Origin of the sequence: Sphingomonas sp. S2M10, from assembly GCF_012650175.1 — a bacterium.
GTDB lineage: Bacteria > Pseudomonadota > Alphaproteobacteria > Sphingomonadales > Sphingomonadaceae > Sphingomonas.
In genome coordinates this window covers 1-23,223 of sequence record NZ_JAAILI010000040.1, presented here as the reverse complement: position 1 = coordinate 23,223, position 23,223 = coordinate 1, and the positions used below count along the sequence as shown (strand labels likewise).

The 23,223-nt window shown below is 63.7% G+C and carries 26 protein-coding genes; 6 read left to right on the top strand and 20 right to left on the bottom strand.

All coding sequences use genetic code 11. The annotated features are described in order from the left end of the window. Positions 1-34 precede the first annotated feature (34 nt). Positions 35-1,150, top strand: coding sequence for an alkene reductase (locus S2M10_RS09245; RefSeq protein ID WP_168845776.1), 1,116 nt, complete (start codon positions 35-37; stop codon positions 1,148-1,150). On the opposite strand, the gene S2M10_RS22660 is transcribed toward S2M10_RS09245, so the two are convergent. The 8 genes from S2M10_RS22660 to gltX form a co-directional block, all read right to left on the bottom strand. Continuing rightward, positions 1,138-1,509 (bottom strand): hypothetical protein, encoded by a 372-nt coding sequence (locus tag S2M10_RS22660; RefSeq protein WP_348770560.1) that lies wholly within the window; start codon positions 1,507-1,509, stop codon positions 1,138-1,140. The genes S2M10_RS09245 and S2M10_RS22660 overlap by 13 nt on opposite strands. A 193-nt stretch (positions 1,510-1,702) precedes the next feature. Next, positions 1,703-2,122 carry a 6,7-dimethyl-8-ribityllumazine synthase gene (gene ribH, locus S2M10_RS09235; protein WP_084584239.1) on the bottom strand — a complete coding sequence of 140 codons (420 nt, stop codon included), beginning with the start codon at positions 2,120-2,122 and terminating at the stop codon, positions 1,703-1,705. Beyond that, complete coding sequence (ribB, locus tag S2M10_RS09230) at positions 2,122-3,258, bottom strand: 3,4-dihydroxy-2-butanone-4-phosphate synthase (RefSeq protein ID WP_168845775.1); 1,137 nt, start codon at positions 3,256-3,258, stop codon at positions 2,122-2,124. Before ribB ends, ribH begins: the two co-directional genes overlap by 1 nt. Further along, positions 3,245-3,853: a riboflavin synthase gene (locus S2M10_RS09225; protein WP_168845774.1), complete on the bottom strand. Its 609-nt coding sequence runs from the start codon at positions 3,851-3,853 to the stop codon at positions 3,245-3,247. The genes ribB and S2M10_RS09225 overlap by 14 nt, the downstream gene beginning before the upstream one ends. Beyond that, positions 3,853-4,800 (bottom strand): bifunctional diaminohydroxyphosphoribosylaminopyrimidine deaminase/5-amino-6-(5-phosphoribosylamino)uracil reductase RibD, encoded by a 948-nt coding sequence (ribD, locus tag S2M10_RS09220; protein ID WP_168845855.1) that lies wholly within the window; start codon positions 4,798-4,800, stop codon positions 3,853-3,855. The genes S2M10_RS09225 and ribD overlap by 1 nt, the downstream gene beginning before the upstream one ends. Before the next feature lie 14 nt (positions 4,801-4,814). Continuing rightward, a complete protein-coding gene (locus S2M10_RS09215) occupies positions 4,815-5,162 on the bottom strand; it encodes a hypothetical protein (protein ID WP_168845773.1) in 348 nt (115 codons plus the stop codon). Positions 5,163-5,235: 73 nt separating this feature from the next. Beyond that, a complete protein-coding gene (locus tag S2M10_RS09210; RefSeq protein WP_168845772.1) occupies positions 5,236-5,910 on the bottom strand; it encodes an energy transducer TonB in 675 nt (224 codons plus the stop codon). Between the two features lie 88 nt (positions 5,911-5,998). After that, entirely contained in the window at positions 5,999-7,330 is a 1,332-nt protein-coding gene (gene gltX / locus S2M10_RS09205; protein WP_168845771.1) for a glutamate--tRNA ligase, read from the bottom strand. 116 nt (positions 7,331-7,446) lie between these two features. On the opposite strand from gltX, the gene S2M10_RS09200 reads away from it, so the two are divergent. Next, positions 7,447-8,382, top strand: coding sequence for a ribose-phosphate pyrophosphokinase (locus S2M10_RS09200; RefSeq protein ID WP_168845770.1), 936 nt, complete (start codon positions 7,447-7,449; stop codon positions 8,380-8,382). Between the two features lie 115 nt (positions 8,383-8,497). Here S2M10_RS09200 and S2M10_RS09195 read toward each other — a convergent pair whose 3' ends face one another. Next, positions 8,498-9,259, bottom strand: a complete 762-nt coding sequence (locus tag S2M10_RS09195; protein WP_168845769.1) for a sulfite exporter TauE/SafE family protein — start codon at positions 9,257-9,259, stop codon at positions 8,498-8,500. Between the two features lie 62 nt (positions 9,260-9,321). Between S2M10_RS09195 and S2M10_RS09190 the strand changes: the two genes are divergently transcribed. Both S2M10_RS09190 and S2M10_RS09185 read left to right on the top strand, forming a co-directional pair. Continuing rightward, complete coding sequence (locus S2M10_RS09190; protein ID WP_168845768.1) at positions 9,322-9,645, top strand: antibiotic biosynthesis monooxygenase; 324 nt, start codon at positions 9,322-9,324, stop codon at positions 9,643-9,645. Beyond that, the gene (locus tag S2M10_RS09185; protein WP_168845767.1) at positions 9,642-10,934 is read left to right on the top strand and encodes an MFS transporter; all 1,293 of its coding nucleotides are present in this window, start codon (positions 9,642-9,644) and stop codon (positions 10,932-10,934) included. The genes S2M10_RS09190 and S2M10_RS09185 overlap by 4 nt, the downstream gene beginning before the upstream one ends. 12 nt (positions 10,935-10,946) lie before the next feature. Here the strand turns inward: S2M10_RS09185 and S2M10_RS09180 are convergent, their stop codons facing one another. The 6 genes from S2M10_RS09180 to S2M10_RS09155 form a co-directional block, all read right to left on the bottom strand. Further along, positions 10,947-11,222, bottom strand: a complete 276-nt coding sequence (locus S2M10_RS09180) for a hypothetical protein (protein ID WP_168845854.1) — start codon at positions 11,220-11,222, stop codon at positions 10,947-10,949. Positions 11,223-11,609: 387 nt separating this feature from the next. After that, complete coding sequence (locus S2M10_RS09175) at positions 11,610-13,418, bottom strand: hypothetical protein (RefSeq protein WP_168845766.1); 1,809 nt, start codon at positions 13,416-13,418, stop codon at positions 11,610-11,612. After that, positions 13,418-14,455: a TniB family NTP-binding protein gene (locus S2M10_RS09170; protein ID WP_168845765.1), complete on the bottom strand. Its 1,038-nt coding sequence runs from the start codon at positions 14,453-14,455 to the stop codon at positions 13,418-13,420. The genes S2M10_RS09175 and S2M10_RS09170 overlap by 1 nt, the downstream gene beginning before the upstream one ends. Next, positions 14,448-16,778, bottom strand: a complete 2,331-nt coding sequence (locus S2M10_RS09165) for a hypothetical protein (protein ID WP_168845764.1) — start codon at positions 16,776-16,778, stop codon at positions 14,448-14,450. Before S2M10_RS09165 ends, S2M10_RS09170 begins: the two co-directional genes overlap by 8 nt. A gap of 141 nt (positions 16,779-16,919) precedes the next feature. Next, complete coding sequence (locus S2M10_RS09160) at positions 16,920-17,372, bottom strand: hypothetical protein (protein WP_168845763.1); 453 nt, start codon at positions 17,370-17,372, stop codon at positions 16,920-16,922. Positions 17,373-17,519: 147 nt separating this feature from the next. Then, positions 17,520-18,377, bottom strand: coding sequence for a hypothetical protein (locus tag S2M10_RS09155; RefSeq protein WP_168845762.1), 858 nt, complete (start codon positions 18,375-18,377; stop codon positions 17,520-17,522). Positions 18,378-18,640: 263 nt separating this feature from the next. Here S2M10_RS09155 and S2M10_RS09150 point away from each other — a divergent pair, with 263 nt between their 5' ends. Continuing rightward, the gene (locus S2M10_RS09150) at positions 18,641-19,762 is read left to right on the top strand and encodes a hypothetical protein (protein ID WP_168845761.1); all 1,122 of its coding nucleotides are present in this window, start codon (positions 18,641-18,643) and stop codon (positions 19,760-19,762) included. Between the two features lie 24 nt (positions 19,763-19,786). On the opposite strand, the gene S2M10_RS09145 is transcribed toward S2M10_RS09150, so the two are convergent. Next, positions 19,787-20,221 carry a hypothetical protein gene (locus S2M10_RS09145; RefSeq protein WP_168845760.1) on the bottom strand — a complete coding sequence of 145 codons (435 nt, stop codon included), beginning with the start codon at positions 20,219-20,221 and terminating at the stop codon, positions 19,787-19,789. Positions 20,222-20,914: 693 nt separating this feature from the next. Here S2M10_RS09145 and S2M10_RS09140 point away from each other — a divergent pair. After that, entirely contained in the window at positions 20,915-21,127 is a 213-nt protein-coding gene (locus S2M10_RS09140) for a hypothetical protein (protein ID WP_168845759.1), read from the top strand. Positions 21,128-21,187: 60 nt separating this feature from the next. Here the strand turns inward: S2M10_RS09140 and S2M10_RS09135 are convergent, their stop codons facing one another. The 4 genes from S2M10_RS09135 to S2M10_RS09120 form a co-directional block, all read right to left on the bottom strand. Then, positions 21,188-21,763: a MarR family transcriptional regulator gene (locus tag S2M10_RS09135; protein ID WP_211090957.1), complete on the bottom strand. Its 576-nt coding sequence runs from the start codon at positions 21,761-21,763 to the stop codon at positions 21,188-21,190. Further along, positions 21,714-22,202 carry a hypothetical protein gene (locus tag S2M10_RS09130; protein ID WP_168845757.1) on the bottom strand — a complete coding sequence of 163 codons (489 nt, stop codon included), beginning with the start codon at positions 22,200-22,202 and terminating at the stop codon, positions 21,714-21,716. Before S2M10_RS09130 ends, S2M10_RS09135 begins: the two co-directional genes overlap by 50 nt. Before the next feature lie 56 nt (positions 22,203-22,258). Beyond that, positions 22,259-22,606, bottom strand: coding sequence for a hypothetical protein (locus S2M10_RS09125; protein WP_168845756.1), 348 nt, complete (start codon positions 22,604-22,606; stop codon positions 22,259-22,261). Between the two features lie 63 nt (positions 22,607-22,669). Then, positions 22,670-23,089: a helix-turn-helix transcriptional regulator gene (locus tag S2M10_RS09120; RefSeq protein ID WP_168845853.1), complete on the bottom strand. Its 420-nt coding sequence runs from the start codon at positions 23,087-23,089 to the stop codon at positions 22,670-22,672. Between the last annotated feature and the right edge of the window lie 134 nt (positions 23,090-23,223).

The following is a 23,223-nucleotide window of genomic DNA, read 5'->3' as shown; positions in this document are numbered from 1 at the left end:
TGGCCCAAGTCACAAACAGCATGAGGGAATTTTTATGCCCAGCCTGTTCGATCCGATCCAGCTCGGCGCGATCCACGCGGCCAATCGCGTGTGGATGTCGCCGCTCACCCGCGGCCGTTCGACCCGCGGCCATGTGCCGACGCCGATCATGGCAGACTATTATCGCCAGCGCGCCAGCGCGGGCCTGATCATCAGCGAGGCGACCGGCATCAGCCAGCAGGGGCTCGGCTGGGCCTATGCGCCGGGCATCTGGAGCGACGAACAGGTCGAGGCATGGAAGCCGATCACTGCGGCGGTGCACGAAGCTGGCGGCAAGATCGTCTCCCAGCTCTGGCACATGGGCCGGCTGGTCCATTCGGACTTTCTCGGCGGCGAGCCGCCGGTCTCCTCTTCGACCACGACAGCGCCGGGCGACGTGCGTACCTATCCGGCCGAGGATGCCGGCGAGATCAAGCGCCCCTACACCCAGGCCCGCCCGCTGCGCACCGACGAGATCCCCGGCATCCTGGACGATTACGCCCGCGCCGCCGAGAACGCGATCCGCGCCGGCTTCGACGGGGTGCAGATCCACGCTGCCAATGGCTATCTGATCGACCAATTCCTCCGCGACAATGCCAATTTCCGCGAGGACGAATATGGCGGCTCGATCGAGAACCGCATCCGCCTGCTTCGCCAGGTGAGCCAGCGCGTCGTCGACACGATCGGCGCCGATCGCACCGGCGTGCGCCTGTCGCCCAATGGCGAGGTGCAGGGCGTCAACGACAGCAACCCGGTGCCGTTGTTCGAAGCCGCCGCCGCTGCGCTCGACGAGATCGGCGTGGCGTTCCTCGAGATGCGCGAGCCGCGTCCGGGCGGCACCCGCGGCGAGCCCGATCAGTCGCCGATCCATCCGGTGATGCGCAAGGCGTATCGCGGGGTGCTGGCGCTCAACTCGGACTATGATGCGGAAAGCGCCCAGGCGGCGCTCGACGCGGGCGAGGCCGATGCGATCGCGTTCGGGCGGACCTTCCTTGCCAACCCGGATCTGCCGCGCCGCCTCCGCGAGGGGCTGCCGCTCAACCCGCAGCGCGAGGAACTCTTCTATGTCGGTGGGGCCGAGGGCTATACCGACTACCCGACAGCCGACGAAGCCGCGCTTCAGCCGGCCTGATCGAAGCCGTCCAGCCAGCGGGTGCTGGCCTCGCGGAGGTGCGCACGCATCTTCGGCGCGGCCAGCACCACGGCGAGGGTGAAGGGGAACCAGGGCCAGAACAGAAAGCTTCCGGTCACCAGCAGTGCAATGAGGATCGCGCCGCCGAAGCGCAGTGCCGCCAGCCGCGAATGCGCGGTATAGTTGAGCTTGAGCGTGCGCGGCGCCTTGGCGTCGAACCAGCTGCGGGTGACGAAGCTGTCCGGCGTGGCGCGCGCTTGCTTGAGGCCGAACTTCCAGCCCTGCGCACCCCTTCCGCTTGCGAGCTTCGGGCCGATCAGGCCTCCGGCCTGATCTGAACGACGCGGGGCGTCGTTCACCCGAAGCTGGGACGGGGGAGGGGTTGATCCACGGCCCGAACCCTTCCGGCTGCCGTCCCTTCCCCCAACCCCTCCCGAAAGCGGAAGGGGAGATTTCGGGTGGGAAACCTCGCGTCCGGTGGCGCGATCCACCACGACCAGCCGCCGCCCCCGCTCTTCTACGCGATAGCGGGAAGGCGGCATGTCCATGGGATCAGCCGAACTTGGCCTTGAGCGCCAGCATTGCCAGCGCCGCCTTGGCGGCCTCGCCGCCCTTGTCCTTCTGCGCAGGGTCCGCGCGGACCAGCGCCTGCGCCTCGTTCTCCACCGTCAGGATGCCGTTGCCGATCGCGACGCCGTCCATCGACAGCGCCATCAGCCCGCGCGCGCTTTCGCCCGCGACGATCTCGAAATGATAGGTCTCGCCGCGGATCACCACGCCGATCGCGACGAACGCGTCATAGCGGCCGCTGTCCGCCGCGAGCGCGACCGCGCCCGGGATCTCCAGCGCGCCGGGGACCGTAATCACCTCGGCCTTGTGCCCCGCTGCTTCGATCGCCGCCTTGGCGCCGGCGATCAGCATGTCGTTGAGATGCTCGTAGAAGCGCGCTTCGACGATGAGGATGTTGGCCATTATTGCTCCGGATCCAGGGGACGTTCGCCGACGATCGACAGGCCATAGCCGTCGAGACCGACCAGCGTGTGATGGGTGTTGGTGAGCAGGATCATGTCCTGCACGCCGAGTTCGGTGAGGATGGTGGCGCCGACGCCATAGTCGCGCAGCTCGTCCATGTCCTTGGGTTCGATTTGGCCGGCACGCGCCTGCAGCGCCAGGGTGAACTGGTCGGGCCGCGGCTTGTTGATCACCACGATCACGCCCGCGCCCTCCTTGCCGATGATCTCCATCGACTTGCGCAGCAGCCCGCCGCGCGGGCCGTCCTCGCCGAACAGGTCGCTGAACGGCGAGAGCGCGTGCATGCGGACCAGTGTCGGCTTGGCGGGATCGATGCGGCCCTTGACCAGCGCGATCTGTTCGCTGCCGCTGGCCTTGTTCCAGAAGGTGAGCGCGCGCCAGTCGCCGCCCCAGGGGCTGGTGAAGCTCGCTTCGGCGCGCTGCTCGACGAGATGGTCGTGGCGGCGGCGATAGGCGATCAGGTCGCGGATCGTGCCGATCTTGAGATTGTGGAGCTGGGCGAAGCCGACGAGATCGTCGAGCCGCGCCATGGTCCCGTCGTCCTTCATGATCTCGCAGATCACGCCGGCGGGGTTGAGCCCGGCGAGGCGGGCGACATCGACGGCCGCCTCGGTATGGCCGGCGCGGACCAGTACGCCGCCGTCGCGCGCGACCAGCGGGAAGACATGGCCCGGCGTGACGATGTCCTCGCGCCCGCGCCCGGTATCGATCGCGACCGAGATGGTGCGCGCACGGTCGGCGGCGGAGATGCCGGTGGTCACGCCTTCCTTGGCCTCGATCGAGACGGTGAAGGCGGTCTCGTGCCGCGTTCCATTGGCGCGGCTCATCAATTCGAGCCCGAGCTGGTCGACGCGCGCCTTGGTCATCGCCAGGCAGATCAGGCCGCGGCCATATTTGGCCATGAAGTTGATCGCATCGGGCGTCGCCATCTGGGCGGGGATGACCAGATCGCCCTCATTCTCGCGATCCTCGTCGTCGACCAGGATGAACATCCGGCCGTTGCGGGCCTCGTCGATCAGTTCCTCGGGCGAGGAGAGGAAACCGTGCTTGAGCGCGGCAAGTTCAGCCTTTGGCACGCAACGCCTCCATGCGCTGAAGATAGCGCGCCAGCACGTCGATCTCCAGATTGACCGCCTGGCCTTCCGCCAGCGTGGCGAAGGTGGTGACCGCGGCGGTGTGGGGAATGATGTTGAGGTGGAATTCGACGCCTTGCGCCGTGTCGTCCACCGCGTTCACCGTCAGCGATACGCCGTCGACGGTGATCGAGCCCTTGGGCGCGACATAGGGTGCGATCTCCGGCCCGGCGGCGATCACGACATGGTGCGAGCCGTCGATCGCCTCGATCAGCTTGACCCGGCCGATGCCGTCGACATGGCCGGTGACGATATGCCCGCCCAGCTCGTCGCCCAGCCGCAGCGCGCGCTCCAGGTTGAGCTTGCGGCCGGCAGTCCATTGGTCGTCGGCGGTGCGCGAGACGGTCTCGCCCGACACGTCGAAGTCGAGCCAGCCGGGCCCCTTGTCGACCACCGTCAGGCACACGCCCGAACAGGCGACCGAGGCGCCGAGATCGATCTCATGGGTGGGATAGGCCGTCGCCACGCGCACGCGCAGGTCGCCCTGGCGCGCTACCGCGTCGATCGTGCCGACATCGCTTACGATTCCGGTGAACATCAGTTGCGCTCGTAGACCTCGAACCGATCGCTGCCAAGCAGGCGAGAGTCCATAAGGCGCCAGCGATCATGCGCCTCGGACAATGCGGCGAGGCCGAAGCCCTCGACCGCGGGTTTGCCGCCGCCGAGCAGGATCGGCGCGCGGTAGAGCAGGAGCCGGTCGACCAGGTCGGCGCGCAGGAACGCGGTCGCCGCCTTGGCGCCGCCCTCCACCATCAGCGTGTCGATTCCGGTGAGGTGGCGAATATCGGCGATGTCGGCGATGCGCTCCCAGCCCGGCGGGGTGGGGCCGGTGGAGGAGAGCAGGATGCGGCGCGGCGTGCGATCGGCCAGGCCGGGCAGCCGCACGTCCAGCTTCGGGACATCGGCGAGGAAGGTGCCGCGGCCAACCAGAATGCCGTCATGCCGGGCGCGCTCGAGATGCGCATGCGCGCGCGCCTGGGGGCCGGTGATCCACTTGCTCTCGCCGGTGGACAGCGCAATGCGGCCGTCGAGCGAGGTGGCGAGCTTGAGCGTGACGTGCGGGCGGCGCTTGGCGAGGCGGGTTAGGAAGCCCGCCATGCTGCGGCGTGCCTCGGCTGCCATCAGGCCGGATTCGACCGCAATGCCGGCTTCCTCGAGCCGCGCGAAGCCGGTGCCGTCCGTACGCGGATCGGGATCGCGCAGCGCCGCGACCGTGCGGGCGATGCCGGCTGCGACGAGCAGATCGGCGCAGGCCGGGCCGCGTTGAGAGACATGCGCGCAGGGCTCCAGCGTCACATAGGCGGTGGCGCCGCGTGCGGCCTCGCCGGCCTCCGCCAGGGCCATCGCTTCGGCATGGGGGCGCCCGCCCGGCTGGGTCCAGCCGCGCCCGACGACTCGGCCTTCGCGCACGAGCACGCAGCCGACACTGGGATTGGGAGCCGTCCGCCCCCGCCCGCGCTCGGCCAGCCCGAGCGCACCGGCCATCCAGCGCGCGTCGTTCAAATCCCGTGCTTCTTCAGCCAGTCGTCGTATTTCTTGAATTCGGCCTGGCGCTTTTTCTGGCGTTCGAGCAACGCAGCTTCCTCCGCCTGCCGCTTGGCCTCGTCGACCTTCTGCTTGGCCCGGATCTCTTCCTCGGTGCGGGTGATCGGCCAGCTGTCCACGTAGATAATGTTCTTCTTGTACGGCACCGGCACGTGCGAATCCTTCACGAACATCACGATGATGCCGAAGGTGATCGCCAGCGCGAGCATCATGAACCAGAGCTCGTGGCGCTTGCGGGTCGCCAGATAGCCGCGCAGGTCGCGGAGTGCCCGGAGCGGCGAGATGTTCTTGAGGAAGGTCATCGATGGCCGAAGATAGGGACGCGGGGGCTCCAGGGCCAGCCCCCGCGTCCACGGCGCTCGGATCGCGGGGCGATCAGCGAGCGTCTTCGATCCGGAACCGGACGGTCATCGTCTTCCAGCTTTCTTCGGCCACCCCGCCGCGCGTGGCGGGGCGGAAGCGCCATTTGCCGAGCGCCTGGCGCTTGGTGACCGCGAAAAAGGCATCGCTGGTAGCGCTCACCGGCTCCACCGCCTTCACCCGGCCGTCGGTGCCGATCAGCACGCGCAGGGTGACGAGCCCGTCCCGCTGGGCGCGGATTTCCTGCGACGGATATTCGGGCTGAAAGTCCTGGGCGAACCGCGGATCGGTGCTGGCGCCGATCAGCGCGGGTACCGGCTTGGGGGGATCGATCACCGTCGTCGGCCCGGTATCAACGGTTCGCGTCGGCGGCAGGATGTCCGGAAGGACGTCGGTCCCGTCGATCCGGTTGGTCGACGTGGTGGGAATCACGGGATCGGGAATGGTCGGCCGCGGCGCGGTTGGCGTGACCATCTTTTCGACTTTAGGCTGCGGCTTGACCGGGTCCGCCGGCTGCGGCGGGGGCGGCAGCGGAATGTTGACGCCCTTGAACGGTTTGGGCTGCGGCTTTGGCAGGAAATTCGGGGCGGCGAAGATCATCCCCGCGATGATCGCCCCGTTGATGGCGAGCGCCGCCCCGAAGCTGACCGACCGCGGTGCACTGGCATGATAACGGGTATCGGCATGCATGACGTTGCACTCCTTCTCCAACACCGGTCTGAACGCCGGATGAAGGTGATGGTACATCGTAACACGATTGTCGTAAAGATCGGTCGGGTCAGCCTGTGGCGAGCCGGGCCAGCGCACGATCCTTGCCGATCAGCGGCAGCAGCGCCGCCATGTCCGGCCCGTGATCACGCCCCGTCAGCGCGCGGCGGAGCGGCAGGAACAGCGGCTTGCCCTTGCGGCCGGTGGCGACCTTCAGCGCATCGGTGAGCGCGCGCCACGGATCGGTGGACCAGTCGAGCCCTTCGGCCGCGATCCGTGCCTGCGCCAGGAAGTCGCGGTCTTCCTCCGCCACCGGCGGCGCGGTGATCGGTCCCTCCACCACTGCCCACCAGTCTGCTGCCTCGGCGACGGTGGCGAGGTTGGGACGGATCGCCTCCCAGCCGGCGGCGTCGATGTTCGCCGGCAGGCGATCGGCGACCGTCGTGTAGGGCAGCTGATGGACGATGCGCCCGTTCAGCTGGGCGAGCTCGGCCTCGTCGAACCGGGCCGGGGCGCGGCCGAAGCGTCCGAAGTCAAAGGTGGCGATCAGCGGCGCCGGATCGGCAAAGGGCTCCACCGGATCGCTGGTGCCGAGTCGGGCGAGCAGCGCGATTAGCGCCTGCGGCTCGATACCGGCCTCGCGGAAATGGGCGATGCCGAGGGAACCGAGCCGCTTCGACAGCTTGCCCTCGGCACCGGTGAGCAGCGCCTCGTGCGCGAAGCCGGGGACCGCACCGCCCAGCGCGTCGAACATCTGGATCTGCGTCGCGGTGTTGGAGACATGATCCTCGCCGCGCACGACATGCGTCACGCCCATGTCGATATCGTCGATCACACTCGGCAGCAGATAGAGCCAAGAGCCATCGGCGCGGCGCACCACCGGATCGCTGAGCAGCCTCGCTTCGAAACGCTGGGGGCCGCGCACCAGGTCGTCCCAGCCGATGGGCGCATCGTGATCCAGCTTGAAGCGCCAGTGCGGGCGCACGCCCTCGGCTTCCAGCTTCGCGCGATCCTGGTCGGTCAGCGCCAGCGCGGCGCGATCATAGACAGGAGGGAGCCCGCGGCCGAGCAGCACCTTGCGCTTCAGGTCCAGTTCCTGCGCTGTCTCATAGGCCGGATAGATCCGGCCATCGGCAACGAGCTGGCCGAATCGCGCCTCGTAGCGGTCGAATCGCGCAGACTGGCGCGCCTCCGCATCGGGCGCGAGCCCCATCCAGGCGAGATCGGCGCGGATCGCCTCGACAAATCGTTCCTCGGAGCGCGCGAAATCGGTATCGTCGATGCGCAACAGGAAGGTGCCGCCATGGCGACGCGCAAACAGCCAGTTATGCAGCGCGGTCCGCAGGTTGCCGACATGCAGCGTGCCGGTGGGGCTGGGGGCGAAACGAGTAACGACGGTCATGCCTGCGGCCTAGGCTGGCACAGGCCAAGCGGCAATGCCCTCTTTGCGTCACGGAAACGTCGCACTAAAGGGCGCGGGCATCGGGACATCGCAGCGGCTCAGGAGGCCACCACTCTATGAAACTCATGGCCGGCAATTCGAACCTGCCGCTGGCGAGCGCCATCGCCGACTATCTGGAAATTCCGCTCACCCAGGCAAATGTCCGCCGCTTTGCCGACGACGAGATCTTCGTCGAAATTCTCGAGAATGTTCGCGGCGAGGACGTGTTCGTGCTCCAGTCGACCAGCTATCCGGCGAACGACAATCTGATGGAGCTGCTGATCATGATCGACGCGCTCCGCCGCGCGTCGGCCAAGCGGATCACCGCGGTGCTCCCCTATTTCGGCTATGCCCGCCAGGACCGGAAGCCCGGGCCCCGCACCCCGATCTCGGCCAAGCTCGTCGCCAACCTGATCACCACCGCGGGCGCCAACCGCGTGCTCTCGGTCGATCTGCACGCCGGGCAGATCCAGGGCTTTTTCGACATCCCCACGGACAATCTGTTCGCGGCGCCGGTGATGTCCGCCGACATCCAGACGCGCTTCATCGACAAGCAGTGGATGGTCGTCTCGCCCGACGTCGGCGGCGTGGTGCGCGCGCGACAGCTCGCCAAGCGGCTCGACAACGCCCCGCTCGCGATCGTCGACAAGCGGCGTGAACGTCCGGGCGAATCGGAAGTGATGAACATCATCGGCGAGGTGAAGGGCCGTTTCTGCATCCTGATCGACGACATCGTCGATTCGGCCGGCACATTGTGCAACGCCGCCGCCGCGCTGAAGGAGGCAGGCGCCGAGGACGTGGTCGCCTACTGCACCCACGGCGTGCTCTCGGGTGCGGCGATGGCGCGCGTCGCCAAGTCCGAGCTGCGCGAGCTGGTGATCACCGATTCGATCGGCAACCACGAGATCGTCGCGGCCGGCGAGAAGGTCCGCCACCTCACCATCGCGCCGCTGATCGCCGAGGCGATCCGCCGCATCGCGGACGAAAGCTCGGTGTCGAGCCTGTTCGATTGAGTCAGACTTAGCCCCTCCCCTTCAGGGAAGGGGTTGGGGTGGGGAAGTGTCTCACCGAGACCAACTTCTGGTCTGGGATCCCTGCACCCCCAACCCTCCTCCCAGGAGGAGGGGCTTACGAGGCCGCCTTCGCCACCGCCTCCCACACCAGCGCCCCGCCCACCGCGATCATCAGCACATAGATCGCCGTGTAGAAGCGCTCCGGCGACACCCGCCGCACCAGCCAAACGCCCGCCAGCGTCGATACCAGCGCCAATGGGAACAGCACCGCCGAGGTCAGCAGATTGGCGGGCGTGAACTGCCCCAGCGCCCAATAGGCCGGCACCTTGATCCAGTTGGTCGCGGCGAAGAAGATCGCGGTCGTTCCCACCAGCCGATCGCGCGGCAGGCCACGTGGCAGCACCCAGAGCTGGAAGGGCGGTTGCCCGGCATGCGCGATCTGGCTGGTGAAGCCCGAGGCGACGCCGAACAGACTGCCCACCCATTCGGGCCAACGCGCCGCCATTGCCGGCGCCGAGCGGCCGCTCGCCCATAGCCGGTAGCAGCCGAACAGGATCGAGATCGCCCCCACCGCCGCCAGCACCAGCACCGGCGACACGCTGGCAGCGAAGCCATAGCCGAGCGCGATCCCCGCCATCGATCCCGGCAGCATCCAGGCGAGCAGCCGCCAGTCGACGGTGCGGCGGAACGCCCAGACGCTCACCACGTCTTGCAGGATCAGGATCGGCAGCGTGATTGCGGCGGCGCGCACCGGATCGATCGCCAGTGCCAGCAGCGGCAGCGACAGCGCGCCCATGCCGGCGAACCCGCCCTTGGAGAGGCCGAGCAGCAGCACGGCGGGCACGGCGAGCGCATAGAAATGCCAGTCGGTGATCATGTGTTTGCTTTTGCAGGGCGCGGACGCATTGCAAAGCGCCGAACCTGTTCTACGATTTCGCTATGGGAGAGGATCGTACCGGCCAGATCGCGGTGCTGTTCATATCGAAGCGCACCGCCGACGACGATGCAGGCTATGCCGAGGCGGCGACCGCCATGGACGTGCTCGCCGCGCAGCAGCCCGGCTATCGCGGCATCGAATCGCAGCGCGGGGACGCGGGCGTCGGCATCACCATCAGCTATTGGGCCGACGATGCCAGCGCGATCGCATGGCGCGACCACCCCGCGCACGCCGCGATCCGCGCGCAGGGCCGCGCGCGCTGGTACGCATGGTATGAGGTAATCGTCACCCGGGTCGAGCGCGGCTATCGGTGGCGCCGGGCATGAGCCGCGCCATCGATCGCGATTTCGCGCTGCTGTTCGGCGTGATGCTGATGATCGCCGCGGGCAACACCGCGCTGCAATCGATCCTGCCGGCGCTCGGTCGGTCGCTCCACGCCGCCGACAGCGCGGTGGCCGCGGTTTTCTCGGTTTCGGCGCTGTTGTGGATGCTCACCGCCCCCTTCTGGGCGGCGCGCTCCGAACGGGCGGGGCGGCGATCGATGGTGCTGCTCGGCATTCTCGGCTTCACCGCGTCGTTGGGGCTGTGCGGGCTGTGCCTGGCGCTCGGCATCAACGGCGTGCTGAGCCCCTTTGCCACCTTCGCCGCCTTCGTGGTCGGGCGGATGCTCTACGGCGCCTTCGGATCGGCCGCGCCGCCGGCGGTGCAGGCGATCGTCGCGGCGCGCACCAGCCCCGAGGATCGTACCAAGGCGCTGACCCTGCTTGCCTCCGCCTTCGGCCTGGGGACGATCCTAGGGCCCGCCGTCGCCCCTTATCTGGTGATGGGGCATCTCTGGCCCGGCGGCCCGCTGATCGGCCTGTCCGGCCCCGCTTTCGCCGCCAGCCTGCTGGGGCTGGTGCTGTTCGTCGCCGTGCTGCGGCTGCTGCCCCGCGAATCGGGGGCGATCGAGCATGGCGCCGCCCCCAGCTACCCCTCGATAGGCGGCCAGGGCACGGGCGCGAGCATCGCCGCGGCGGTCGGCGAGCATGCCGAGCATATCCGCACCTTTGACCCGCGCGTGCGCCCCTGGATGATCGTCGGCCTCGTCGCGGGCCATGCCCAGGCGATGACCGGCCAGGCGATCGGCTTCCTGATCATCGACCGGCTCGCGCTTGCCCCCGCCGCCGCGCTGGAGCCCACCGGGCTGGTGCTGATGATCGGCGCCGGCGCCTCGCTGCTGGTGCAATGGGGGCTGATCCCGCTGCTCGATCTCAAGCCGCGCGCGCTGATCCTAGCGGGCGCGGCGCTGGGGGCGATCGGCTGCGGCATGACGGCGATGGCGGGATCGCTGTACGGCATCGCGCTCGGCTATGCGACGATCGCGCTGGGCATGGGCTTTGCCCGGCCGGGCTTCACCGCCGGGGCGTCGCTCGCGGTGGGCCCGCATGCGCAAGGCTCGGTTGCCGGGCGGGTGACCTCGATCAACGGCGCTGCCTTCGTGCTGGGGCCGTCGATCGGCGTGGCGATGTACGAATATCGGGGATCGCTCCCCTTCCTGGTCGCGGCGGCGGCGCTGGCCGCGATGTTCGTCTATGGCTGGGTGGCGACACGCGCACGCTTCCCCGCGTCCTGAGCCGCGGACGGATCAGGATCGGTCGCGCGGGCGATCCTCCTCGGTCAGTTCGACGATTTCAAAGTCGTAGCGCGCCCAGCCGCGCTGCCGGGCCGCTTCCTCCGTCGCCACCCGCTTGCCGGTGGCTTCCTTCAGCGACTTCGCGTGTCCCCAGAAAACCTCGGTGCGGCCGTTGCCGAGATCCGCAACGATGCGCCAGTAATGGGTGAAGGGCGCGGCAGTGGGCCCGATCGTCTTGACATAGCCGTCGGCCAGCGTCGCCGTCAGATACCGTTTCCGCTTGGCCATGGCATCCTCATGGTCGACCGACCAGCATTCGCGCACCACGCGACACCCGGCGAGGAGCAGGATATCCGGATTTGTAGCGGCTGGAGTGCTGTTGTCAGCTTTCACCAAAGTCCGCTCACCTAAAGTCCTGTAAATCAATATTGTTTTCAATCTGAGCGAAAACTCGATATTGCAGACCTTCCGCTCATTTCAGCCATTCGTTGCAAACCTCCCGCTCAACTGTGAGTTCGATATGACCGCGATGCGCTGGTTGAGCGCTGGGCGCAACTCCTTGTTCAATCCCGTCATCTCCCTCGCGGATTAAAAAAAATGCCGGCAGATCAGAAATCTGCCGGCACCTTGCTGAAAGCCCGCACGGCTCCTGGACCAGGAAGACGACTCGCAAAATCAAGCCACAAGCAAAGCTTCGGCTTGGTGGCGATGCCAGAGCCCGGGCACGATTTGTGGCACGCGGTTCTTCTCTAAAAGGTCGGCCACACACCTAGTGGCGACGCCGGTGCGACGGGTTAGATCGAATGTCGTCACGCCGGTCGCAGCCCGCTTGAGCACTTCACCGACGGTGTATTGCTTGCGCACCCCGTCGCCTTTGCCGCCGAGCCCTGTCAGCAAATCATAGGCGCTGCGGTTACCATTGAGGCATTCGAGGGCGTCGCTGCCGCTCCACCAGTCGCACCGCTCGATCTGCGTGGCCGGTTGACGGTTATGATTCATCGCTACGAAACTGCGTATCGCTCTGCGGTCGACCAGAATGCGGTCGACCAGCGCTTTTCCCCGGGTGTCGGAGGTTAGCTCAAAACAGACGTGGCTTTTCGACATCGCTGAGATTGCCTCAGCCCACGGTTTCGGCCGGCCGGACACATGCCGAATCGCTTCGCGGAACGGAATTCGCTCGCCCGTGATGCTCGACGCCTTCTGCTCGAGGAGCGCGGTGAAAGAACGGACCGCTTCGCGATGTACCTCGAGCTGTTTAGCGTGGCTGCTAGGCGCATCCGGCGCAATTAGAGATGCCTCTAGGAGCTGTTCCACCCCGTACAACGGCAAGCCTAGCTCTCTCGCGATGATTTTGCGGCAGCCAAAAACCCGTAGCTTTGGTGCGATAGCGGCAACCTCGGCAGGATCGAACGCTCGAATGCGTTGCGCACCTAGGGCCCACGTATGCTGTGTAAGTTTACGGTCATCCCAGGCTTGTTTGAGAGCGGGTTCGTCCACGCCGCTAAGCCGCGCAGCCTCCATCGCACTGATGAATGGCGAACTGAGCCTCCCGATCTTGCCGGAGGGGCGGTATATCGGCGTCCCGGAAACCTGCTCTCGTTCTTCCTCCGTAGGAAAGGCCGGGGGCTTGTCGCCAATGCTATCGAGCAGGATGTATGCGCGGCAAAGTCGATTCCACGCATACCTCGGACACGCCTCTGATCGCTGTAGGAGATGCAAACCGTTCGGCCACAACATCACTGCCTTGCATGCCTTGGCTATGGCCTCGGTCTGGGAAAGGGGATCTGCTCCCGGGTCTTCGCCGGAAATAGCCCGAACGGCGCTCATGACGACGTCATAGAGCAGGTTGCGCCGTGTCTGCCGGATTGCGACAGGGAGCATCGAAAGCGCTAACTCGTGTGACGCTGGGTCGGGGCTAACCAAATTGGCGATGAACTCGAGCTGTGGCCTTAACTCCTCGGGGACGGGCACCGACGGCAGCTTTCCAAGATCGCCTGCACATGCATGGCAACGGTCCGACCCGTTCGAGGTTACCCAGTTCTGCTTCACACCCTTTTCCTCACAGGGACAGGTATCCTGCAGCATATCCCACCCGACCGTGGAGAACGGCAGATCACGCAGCTCATGCGTTGCTGGGTGGTAGCGATGCCCCCCAGATATGGCCGCCGGAGAGAAGCGCCGTACTTTATCCTCGATGCGACTCTTGAGGACGTCCAGTCCGAAGAATTTCCGGTGTCCTTTCTCGGATAGCGGATATCGGCGAAGCTCGACCTCCTCCTCGGGAAGGCGTAGTGCCGTCGCGAGGCCTGCGACATCAAGGTCCGGGCTTTCCGAGACAAGCACACGGTTTCTGTTTGGCATGCCGAAGTGGTTCAACATGCCGTATGTGTGCGGGATGCGGTTTTGGAAGCATGCGTCGAAGACAAGTCCCCGGAGCGACGCTCCGGGGACCAGGGTTGCGGCGCGGAAGGCCTGGCGCGCCATTAGTACATCATCCTCAAAGGGTTGGAATTGACGAAGCCATGGCCAACGTTCCACGCGTCGATGGCGTTGACCAGATCCTGCAAATCGACATGATCGCGACCATCGCGGACGGCGCCGCGCACGGCGGTTCTGACTGTGCCCATCAGTTGCCCGATGACCCCATTGGTAGCCTCGATCAGTGGATGGCACAGTTCCTCTGCCGCCAGTCCGATCTGCTTCGTTAGGATCCCGTCTGACACAAGCCGGGCATCAAGATGCTGCAGAAGCCCAATCCAGATCTCCCTGTCGTACTCGTCATGCCATTCTAGCCGGCCCAGCCTGCAAGGAGCAGCAAGGCGCCCACTGAGCTCCTTGTCCTTCGCAAACACGGGCACAGCCTCGTCTGTACCAAGCAGCGCTACTGGAACGACGCCGCCGTCCAGAAGCAGCTTCACCGAGGAAGTGATTTCTCCTCCGAAGCCGGATCGTTTTCCGCCGTGCTGACTTTCGTCGATGATCAACAGCTTGGTTTCGGCTTCCTCTAGCGCTTCGAGGGTACGTCGACGAAGGCTGTGCTCGGTGCCGTTCAACGCGAATCCGTCGCCGAGTCCTGCGAGGATTTCCACGTACAGGCTGCGGGCCGTTCCGGAATTATCCAGGCGCACATGAAGGACGGACCTTTGCCCGTCTCCGTCGCTCGCATTGGCCCGATTGGCGTATTCCTCGGCAGTCGTAGTCTTGCCTGCGCCGGTCACCTCGAACAAGGTCATGCCGAGCATGGGCCGGCCTCGCATCAAAACGCCAGTATGGAGAAGTTCGTCGAACTCGGCATGTATCTCAAGCTGACGCGGCTCTTCGAGTCGAATGCTCCGAACTGCTGCGACAGCTTTCGCCACCTGGCGCGAGTGCCAGGCCAAGGAGCCTGGACGCGGGAAGGGCGCATCTTCCCGCTCAGATTCGCCGTGGCTTTCGTCACCTCGGTTAGGAACTGACAAGTAGTTCGGGACAATGGCCTGGTAGGAGTGCGAGGAGGTTTGTGGGCGTTTGCTATCAGTCATACTTCTGACCCCATTTTGCGCGCTTGCGTGACGCAGAGGATGTGTTTGGACGGGCTGCCGCTTCCGGTGCGGCGCTCATCGCCTGGCCCTGATGCAGGCCGGCTTTCTGGCGGTTGGCTGCATTCGACGTTTTTGCGCCGCCAGCCGGGGGCCTACGGGTCCCGGATCCGCGCCGTTCATTGGCGCGTGGTGTCTGGGTCGTCGCATCCTGGCGGAATGGCGCTGCCATCTGATCGCGCAGCTGGAACTGCGGGGCGTCCGCTGCGACAGGTTGAACCAGGTTGCTGAGATCCTCGTCTACGACCTCAACGATGTCGCCAACCACTCGTTTGAAGAGCGATGAATCCATGAGCTTGGCCAAGTTCTTCCGGTCGTGCTCGGAAGCTTCTGGCGTGATGTTACGGATCTCGTTGAACAGGCTGGCTCGAATCTCTATAAGCTTCTGGCCAGCCGTCTCCTCGGTCTCACCCGCGTACTCACGCATATCGAGCTTAGCGATTTCGCAGACGCGTTTGTGTGCCCAAACAGGCAAACCGGAGGCATAGTCCTGATTGACGGCCGGCAAGGTTACGTACCGCTTTGTTCGTTCGTTCCAGACGTGGATACGACCGATGTCATTGCGAGAATACTTCACCTTTACCTTAAAGGCGACAATCTTTGTCTTTGCCTCGGATGGGGGCTGCAACGAGACGAGGTCATCATAAAGCTGCCTCATTGCCCTTGCGGCGGAGTATCGCACGCCAAACACTACGACGCCGCTTTGCCTCGCCTGCGCCTCATACTCGACGTCGCCGTTCCCCTTGCTGAACTCGTCAAGGTTATCGATAACCGACACGCCCACTTTTGCGGCGTGCCGGCTGAAGACGAGCGCAGGCGAGCGGCCATCGAGCCCCTTATGAGGTGACAAATGATAGATGCAGATCGCCCGAGTCAGGAGCTCCCGAGCTTTCTGGATAGAAATCATCGTCATTTTCGAGGGATCGAAGCCGAACTCTCTCGCGCGAGGGATGTCATAGGTAGCTGACGGCAAATCTTTGAAGGCTAGACCCAGGATCGTGCCGATCACCCGCTCCATTTCGGATTTGTCGCGCGGCATGTGCGCGCCCGAAAAATGGACGTCGGTTCCCACGTCCATCATCGCATCCTCGAAGTGGCGGGAATGATGGCCCGCAAGGTTGTCCAGGAGAATGGCGGACAGCCGACCGCATATCCATTTCAACTCTGGGTACAGCTCGTCGAGGTCCTTCGGGATCGCTTTGGGGGTGTTCGCATGGGCATATGCTTCGAGCGCAGTTGCGCTCGAAGGCTCATCCCAGCTCAGCCCCCAACCGAAAATGCATTTGGAGACACACTCCATCACGATAGTGAGGGTTGCCTGCCCCAGTGGGATGCCAAGTTCGTCATCCACCAGGAACAGCGCAGGAATCTTCGTGTCGTCCATCATGCCGAACGCGCCGATGCGGGTGTGACGATCAACGACGCCCCCGCCGCCGGTTAGTTGGTAGACTGCCTGTGCGCCATGCTCTGCAGCGAGCGCTGCAGAGGACCTAAGATCGCGGCACATCCTCCAAAATGTCGTGTAGCTGACACCCTTGTAAGGGGTTTTCGGCTGGGGATAGACGGCGTCAGGTCGCCCAGTGGGCGCCCCGCGGTTAATCCGCTGGATCTCTGCGCGGTAGCTGGTCCAAGCCTTCTGTGCCTTGGCCGCAGCATGAGCCGAGGATGTGGTTTTTCGACCGACTGCCACCGCAAGATGGTGAACGAGGATCTCCTTGGGGTGATTGACTCGGCGCCCGCGACCAGTGCCAGTCATCGCGACGCCGTCGCGCATCCGACGGTCTCCAGGCTTACCCCGCTTGTTCACCCACTCGCGAAGCGTTGAGCCGGCGTACAACTTCGCCCCAGGCAGCCCGGCAATGGCCGGATCTGTCAGCAATTTCCGGTTCAAGTCCCGCAGCTTTCGATCGGACTTGCCGCAAGGTGCCGCATCGTATGCGCGGTTATAAACGGTCCGGAACTCGCATAACGGATCCATTGCACGCGCAGCGGCGACGTTCAGCTCGCGCTTGCGCGCTGCGCGCCGAGGACCCTCTTCTAGATCCTGAGCACGCTTGACGACCTTGCCCTCCGCCATAAGCCGGACAATGTCCTCATCAGTAGGCTTACAAGGGAAACCCGTCTTAGGGTCAGTGATCATGTACTCGACACTTTCAGAAATGTGCCGGTACGTGAGTTTTCCGTCTGGATCCCGACGGTCAAAGATGTATTCGGTGCCTTCGAAGGCAAATATGTCGCCGGGCGACTGTTTAAGATACGGTTTCATTCGATTTCTCCTGGACGCAAAAGTTCACGCCCCGCAGACCCAATCTGCGAGGATAATTTGCACGATGTTGATGTTTCTAAAGCTGAGTTCTGTGCGGCGGCGGGCGCGGAGCTGTCAGCTCTTCGGTTGCATCACCCATCGTCAGAGGCGAATCTGATTGCGGTGGGCGACAGGGAGAAGAGGTGTGACCTCCGTATCGTCGGTGATGCGATCATCGAGCTCGATGCCGATGCAGCCGAGCGCAACTGCGTTTTCCAACAAGGCGTTGCCGCGACAGATGGTCCGGAACTCGAAACGCGGATTGGCAGCGCGTGCAGCTGCGCCGTTGAGGTGGCGCTTCCGCCCTGCGCGCCGAGGACGCTCTTCTAAATCCTCAGCACACTGGACGACCTTGCCCTCCGCCATAAGCCGGACGATGTCTTCATCCGTCGGCTTGCACGGGTAGCCTGTCTCTATGTCGGTAATCGTGTACTCGAAGCCGGTATAGATGTGACGGTACGTGAGTTTCCCGTCTGGATCTCTACGTTCAAAAATGTATTCAATGCCGTCAAATGCAAATATGTCGCCTGGCGACTGTTTAAGAGACGATTTCATCTCAATTCTCCTAAGCGCAGAAGTTCAGCCCCCGCAGACCGTGTCGGCGAGGAGAACTTGCGCGATGATGAGGTTTCTAAAGCTGAGATTGATGCGGTGGCGGCGGCGGGCGCGGAGCTGTCAGCTCTTCGGTTGCATCACCCATCGTCAGAGGCGAATCTGATTGCGGTGAGCGACAGGCGGAAGCGGTGTGACCTCTGTATCGTCGGTGATGCGATCGTCGAGTTCGATGCCGATGCGGCCGAGCGCAACTGCGTTTTCCAACACGGCGTTGCCGCGACGTGTGTCGTCAGGCGCAACGGCATCGCGCAATGCTGCCCAGGTCGCCGGCGCACCACGCGCAACGAACTGGCTGATGGCGTCCTGCTCTTCGCGCGTGACGATCATGTAGCGGCGCGAGTAGATGGCCTCGACGTTCCGCATCCGCCACTTCGGGCCCGTGATATCAGCATGATAGAGGATCCGGAACACCCAGCCGCAGCGGCGCGCGACTTCCGCGACGACGCCCAGCTTTTGGCGATAATCCTCATCGTCGAGATCTGCTGGCGTTCGTTTCACCTCGATCAGCTCGATCGTACCATCGCGCAGCAACCGCACGTGGTCGGGATAATAGGCTACACGCTTCCCATTGACGTGGACGATGAAGTGAAAGGGATGCGCCTCGAAATCGATGACGTGTGGATTCACCTCGTTCCACATCGCAAAATCGCGGTGTCCCCGCCCTTCGATCACCTGCTGTAAGCCCGTTTTGCGCGAACTCATCCGTGATCGCAGATGGCGCTGTCCACGGTTGATAACGGGTCGTGCATGACCCCCGTGGCGCAAGACTACGACCTGAGCGAGTTTGCTGGCTTCTTCGAGCCCCTCCCAGCGCTTGACCGGTCGACGGACGCGTGAGCGTGATGCCGGCTCGTTCGCATCCAGATAGCTAGGAATACGCTTATCAGGATGGCGAATTTCAATCCGCCTCGTTCGTGGTCGACGCTGCTGATCTTTGATCCGCATATTCAGCCCTCCACCGCGCAACGTGTTCGGGTGCGGTGTGCGGTGGCGTTCTGCGAGTCGGAGGTACTGAAGTTCGTTCGCGCGATGGTGTGACTACACTGCAGCGGAGGCGCGGCACAGATGATCGGTGAGAGGTAGTCAGGCATTCAGATTCCTTTCAAATAAGGATTAGACAGCCTGTATATGCATTCGCAAAAGGCTGTGCAATCCCTATTTGAATGACAATAATGCTTATTTGATCGTTAGCCATAGACTGCTATGGTTTGGCCGACGCAGTGGAGATCGAAGTGGCCAAATCGATGGATGAAGGCTCCCCCTCGAAAGGAGTGCCGGGTGCCGAGAAGCTGGAAGGCTTCTTCGGAAAGCCGGTTCCGGATGCGGAATTGGAGATCTGGGCCTCGATCCCGCCGTCCAAGCGAGATAAGGCCTTGCAGAGACTGGTAGCTCTGGATCGCCATGCTCGTGCGGACGGTGCAGTCTCTGCGAAGCAAGCAGCTCAGGAAGCAGGGGTTACGCTCGGGCGATTCTACCAGATGGCACGCGCATGGTCTGAAAGGCAGTCCTTGGCGAGTGTGGGCGCCTTCGCGTCCACGACACAGACACGTCAGCGTATCGATCCAGAAGTGGCGCAAGCTCTCCAGGCAGCCGTCGTTGAGATCGTTGCAGCAAATCCCAACGACTCGGTAGCGGCCCTTGTCAGAAGGCTGGGGCAACAGACTGGTGTAAAGAAGGCGCCGAATACCCTCCGGCCATTCGTCGAGCGCGAACTGCGTCGCATCGAGCAGAAGGGGTTGGCCGGGCAGGAGATTCAGTTCGACTGCACGGCAACGTCACTGCGCAGGGTAGATGGTTCCCACCATGTGGCATTCTTGGTGATCGATGCTGGTAGCAGCATGATCATCGGCCATTCCATAGGGGACGTCTCGAACAGTGCAGCAGGGTATGCTGCCGCAGCCGCAGATTGCCGCTCACGTATCCTCAAGGGGCTGCTCCCCAGCAATATATGGGCAACTGCGACTGAGCGTTCCCAACTCGTGCCCGGGACAGACGTTGAAGCGCTAGCAGCGCTTTCCGGTAACATCCGCGATGTACTAGGAGGCGTTGCGCCGCAGCTGTTGAGGGCCGGAAGCTACGGCAGATACGCGCGACAGCAATTCAGTCTGAAAATCGGGCCAATCAGGTTTCTACCTAACCGCACGGTGGAGAATGCGCCGCCGACAGAGTGGAAGGCGGCCGACGGACTGAGTGCGTCCGATGCTCAGGCTCGGATGGAACTGGCGGTATCTGCCCACAACGGGGAGGTGCTATCGGGCTTGAGCGGTTGTGGCGCGGCAGAAGCGCCGAGAGAAATGATCAGATTGCTCGAGCTGGTCTCGCAACGCTGACGTAGTCATGTCGGCGGGGCGAGGTCAGGCGTTTGGCTCTAGCCTTGACCGGTTGTGATGCTGCCGAGCGATTTCTAAAGCTGTCTCTGCGTCTGCCTTGGACAAGGCTTCATCGCGGGCCGATTGCATGACCGCCGCTGTTGAAGCCGTAGGATGGCTTGTGCGCAGTTCGATGTATCCAATGCGCCGTCCGACGGTGGTCGCCAGCAGCCTCGCGACGTTTTGGCTCGTTGCGCGATTATATCGCGCGTCGGGCAGTGCCTGCTCCAAGGAGCCTATGTCCGCTTCGGCGGCCGTAATGGGGAGGTCCGCTTGAAGGAGGCGCTCCCTGAGCGTGGGGACCAGACGACTCACCTCATCGCTATTAACCCCCTCCGTCAACACAATTCTCAGAATGCGACCGTTTGGGATTTCCACCGCCAAAAGCGATGTCGGAAATGTCACATTGCCCTCGATCATTGTGGGCAGTCGCATAAATGCGCGCGCTACCAGAATGCTTTGCGCGGGCGATGCGTCTACGGATTCTCCCCCCTCCCTGGCGAGCGCATAGATTGTGCCACGAGAAGGTGGGCTTATGTGCTCTAGCGCGCAGCGTCGTTTTGCCTCCGTAGTAAGCGTGGTGAGAGTTGCCGTTCTACCGAGTTCCGAAATCACGTCGCGCGCGATTTCGCGAGCGCGGGGATCGACGCCTCCACGTCGACTTTTACTGGGACGCGCGACATCGCGAATTCCCGTAATCAGTGCCGACGGCTTTCGGTGCGCTCGCCACGCGCGCACAAGGTTATAGAATTGCCCTGGTCCCAACCCGAGCTGGGCTGCGTGCCGGTCTCGGTCAGCGCCAGTCGGGTGAGGGATGGCGAGGTAATCGCGTATGACCGCTACTCGCTTACGGATCTCTGCCCACTTAAGCGGATCGACATCCGCTAGGTCTAGACATTCATTCATTTTTTCCTCCATTAGATCAAAGGTTTATCTTCCATCTCCGCCGGTGTTGGAGCAGGCGCAAACCGCGAGCGCCGGCCGCCGCAGGGAGATCGCTACTCTTGGCAGTGTGCCCAATAGCGCGATCCGCCCTTGCAAGCTTGTACCCTTTTTGTTCTATTTGTGCCTTGCCGCGAGAGGCGGCGACTCGACATCTCTGGGAGCTTGGCTGTGGAGCATGACCTCAAGCTGCGCGCGGCTGCGCGGGCAATCTACGATTCCTGCTACGCAGGTGAAGATGGGACGGCGTTTCGCTTCGACGAGGCAGAAAGCTTCAGAACTGCGCGTTACTTGCAAGCAGTCGGCGCAGCGCAGCAGGCCCGGACCATCCTCAACGAGCGGGCTCGGCAATTGACGTTGTTCGCGCAGCAGACGCGTGCCTGACGCCCCACAATGGATGCGATCGCGCGGACCAACTGGCTGGCGCATCGCTGGCACATTGACCTAGAGACCTATGACTATGGAGGCTGGCTGCTCCATGTCGGCAGGGTGAGCGGAACCGCCTTCGACGAGGCGGGGCGCCCCGTGTCGATGTGACGGTTTCAGGCTGTCCAGCATAGCTTCAAACCACGCCTGGACCCCTTCGAGGGCCAACGGCATCAACCGGACGAAGGTCCTGCGTCGATCGTTGGGGTCAGAGACGCGCTCGATCATGCGCTCCCGTTCGAGAACGGACAGCCAACGTAAAGCGGTTGTCGAGGGCACGTCTGCGGCGATGCACGCGCTACTCACCGATACAGTTTTCCCCTCCAACGAGGCGGCAAAGAGGTCGAGCATTATGTCCCACGCTGGATCGGCAAACACGTCCGCGTGCAGATAGTGGATGCGCTTCCGGCGCAGCTTCGCGTAGCGCCGCACCACTACTGCAAGCGCACCCTCGCCCCTGGGATCCCGCTCGTTCGGCAGCAGGTCTTGGTGCAGCGGTGCCGCAAGCAACACACGACTTGCCATACCGCTCGGTAGCTCGAGTTCATCCGCCAGCATCTGGACGAGCGCACGCGCTCGATGAAGTTGTCCCATCTCCCCTACCTCCATCGGATCCTTGGTTCGTGGCCAGTTTCACCGCACGGTCCAACAGCGGCCCCGTCGCCAGCACCAGCACCATGGGGATGCCCCAAAAACTCTCGAGCCCTCGATAGATGATTGCCGTATGGCTCGGGATCATGATGCCGGATACATGGGCGAGCACCGCGTTCCCCTGGAGCCCAACGAGCCAGATCGGCCACCAGCGCCGACTACGAAGCATGATTGCAGCGAAGGCGGCGAGTAGCGCGCCGTCAAGGCACAGTTTGAATTCCGGGGACGTGGCGAGCTGCAGGTCGAACGTGCCGACGGCACGTCCAGCGAGGATGGTCAGCATGGTCAGGCCGCCGGCCCACCTTCCTTCCCACCCGCCGTTCACGGCCGCGACAGCGCAGCACAGGCCCGCAAGCGCGATGAACATGTAGACTATCAGCATGATCCGACGCTCCCAGCGGCAGCAAAGGCGCCAGACCATACATTCGCGCGGCGCCTCTACGCCACCTTCGCTTCTGCTGTCGTAAAGAACGTGCTTGGTTTGGCCGGCAGCGGATTGTCGCAGCCAACATCCACCACATCGAGATTGCTGTTCCGCTTGATCACAGTCATTCGCTTCACCGCATCGACCATGTCGCTGCGGCCTTGGACGACGTTGGACAGACACGACGTGACGTTCTCCAGCACCCGCTGACTTTCCGTGACCGGCAGCCCCGATGCGTGCGCCGTTTCCAGCATAGCTCCGAGCAGCCGCGCGCCGTCCGCCAGCGCACTATCCACAGACTGCAAGGTCGAACGAACATCGTTCGCGATGACCAAGGCAACACCAGCATCGAACGTATGCATCGGACAGGCTCCTCTAAACGCGCAACCTCAATGGCAACGCGGCTATCTATCGTTTCGGCGTGCTCAGAGGACGGCCAACAAGCCCATGAACGTAGTGGTGATCGCAAGTAGAAGCACTATTCCCGACAAGCCAATCCTAGCAGAATAGAAGAGCTTCTCCGACGCGCCAAGGCTATTGATCCGGCCTCCCATCGGGATCGGGAAGATGGCGTGCGCTAGCCACTTCAATCCCGTCCCGTGATCAACATTCTCGATGATCACAGGCTCCGCAAGTGGTGGCGATTGCGATGGTAATTTTTGCAGTCGCTTCTGCGATATGAAAATTCGGGCAGCTTCTCGACGGTTCGTAGCTTGCAGGGTGGCGATCGCAGCAGTCAGATATGCGTCTACCGACCTTGGGGACAGACCCAGGCGCTGCGCGATCTCTTTCGAACTCATTCCTTCCGCAACAAGCTCGAGACATGCTTCCTGCTGTTTCTTCAGCGAAGGCTGCGGATTCCGAGGTTATCCCGGCCACCATTCCGATTTGATCCCGGCCGGCGTTCCGACCTGATCCCGGCCGGTATTCCGATTAATTCCCGGCCACCTGCCGGGGGATGAGAAGCCTGATCGTTGGG

Excerpts from the sequence above, each read along its gene's own strand:
- S2M10_RS09245 (WP_168845776.1), top strand. The coding sequence starts at position 35 with ATGCCCAGCCTGTTCGATCCGATCCAGCTCGGCGCGATCCACGCGGCC.
- ribH (WP_084584239.1), bottom strand. The coding sequence starts at position 2,122 with ATGGCCAACATCCTCATCGTCGAAGCGCGCTTCTACGAGCATCTCAAC.
- S2M10_RS09225 (WP_168845774.1), bottom strand. The coding sequence starts at position 3,853 with ATGTTCACCGGAATCGTAAGCGATGTCGGCACGATCGACGCGGTAGCG.
- ribD (WP_168845855.1), bottom strand. The coding sequence starts at position 4,800 with ATGGCCGGTGCGCTCGGGCTGGCCGAGCGCGGGCGGGGGCGGACGGCT.
- S2M10_RS09215 (WP_168845773.1), bottom strand. The coding sequence starts at position 5,162 with ATGACCTTCCTCAAGAACATCTCGCCGCTCCGGGCACTCCGCGACCTG.
- S2M10_RS09210 (WP_168845772.1), bottom strand. The coding sequence starts at position 5,910 with ATGCATGCCGATACCCGTTATCATGCCAGTGCACCGCGGTCGGTCAGC.
- gltX (WP_168845771.1), bottom strand. The coding sequence starts at position 7,330 with ATGACCGTCGTTACTCGTTTCGCCCCCAGCCCCACCGGCACGCTGCAT.
- S2M10_RS09200 (WP_168845770.1), top strand. The coding sequence starts at position 7,447 with ATGAAACTCATGGCCGGCAATTCGAACCTGCCGCTGGCGAGCGCCATC.
- S2M10_RS09195 (WP_168845769.1), bottom strand. The coding sequence starts at position 9,259 with ATGATCACCGACTGGCATTTCTATGCGCTCGCCGTGCCCGCCGTGCTG.
- S2M10_RS09190 (WP_168845768.1), top strand. The coding sequence starts at position 9,322 with ATGGGAGAGGATCGTACCGGCCAGATCGCGGTGCTGTTCATATCGAAG.
- S2M10_RS09185 (WP_168845767.1), top strand. The coding sequence starts at position 9,642 with ATGAGCCGCGCCATCGATCGCGATTTCGCGCTGCTGTTCGGCGTGATG.
- S2M10_RS09180 (WP_168845854.1), bottom strand. The coding sequence starts at position 11,222 with ATGGCCAAGCGGAAACGGTATCTGACGGCGACGCTGGCCGACGGCTAT.
- S2M10_RS09175 (WP_168845766.1), bottom strand. The coding sequence starts at position 13,418 with ATGGCGCGCCAGGCCTTCCGCGCCGCAACCCTGGTCCCCGGAGCGTCG.
- S2M10_RS09170 (WP_168845765.1), bottom strand. The coding sequence starts at position 14,455 with ATGACTGATAGCAAACGCCCACAAACCTCCTCGCACTCCTACCAGGCC.
- S2M10_RS09165 (WP_168845764.1), bottom strand. The coding sequence starts at position 16,778 with ATGAAACCGTATCTTAAACAGTCGCCCGGCGACATATTTGCCTTCGAA.
- S2M10_RS09160 (WP_168845763.1), bottom strand. The coding sequence starts at position 17,372 with ATGAAATCGTCTCTTAAACAGTCGCCAGGCGACATATTTGCATTTGAC.
- S2M10_RS09155 (WP_168845762.1), bottom strand. The coding sequence starts at position 18,377 with ATGCGGATCAAAGATCAGCAGCGTCGACCACGAACGAGGCGGATTGAA.
- S2M10_RS09145 (WP_168845760.1), bottom strand. The coding sequence starts at position 20,221 with ATGATCGAGGGCAATGTGACATTTCCGACATCGCTTTTGGCGGTGGAA.
- S2M10_RS09135 (WP_211090957.1), bottom strand. The coding sequence starts at position 21,763 with ATGGGACAACTTCATCGAGCGCGTGCGCTCGTCCAGATGCTGGCGGAT.
- S2M10_RS09130 (WP_168845757.1), bottom strand. The coding sequence starts at position 22,202 with ATGCTGATAGTCTACATGTTCATCGCGCTTGCGGGCCTGTGCTGCGCT.
- S2M10_RS09125 (WP_168845756.1), bottom strand. The coding sequence starts at position 22,606 with ATGCATACGTTCGATGCTGGTGTTGCCTTGGTCATCGCGAACGATGTT.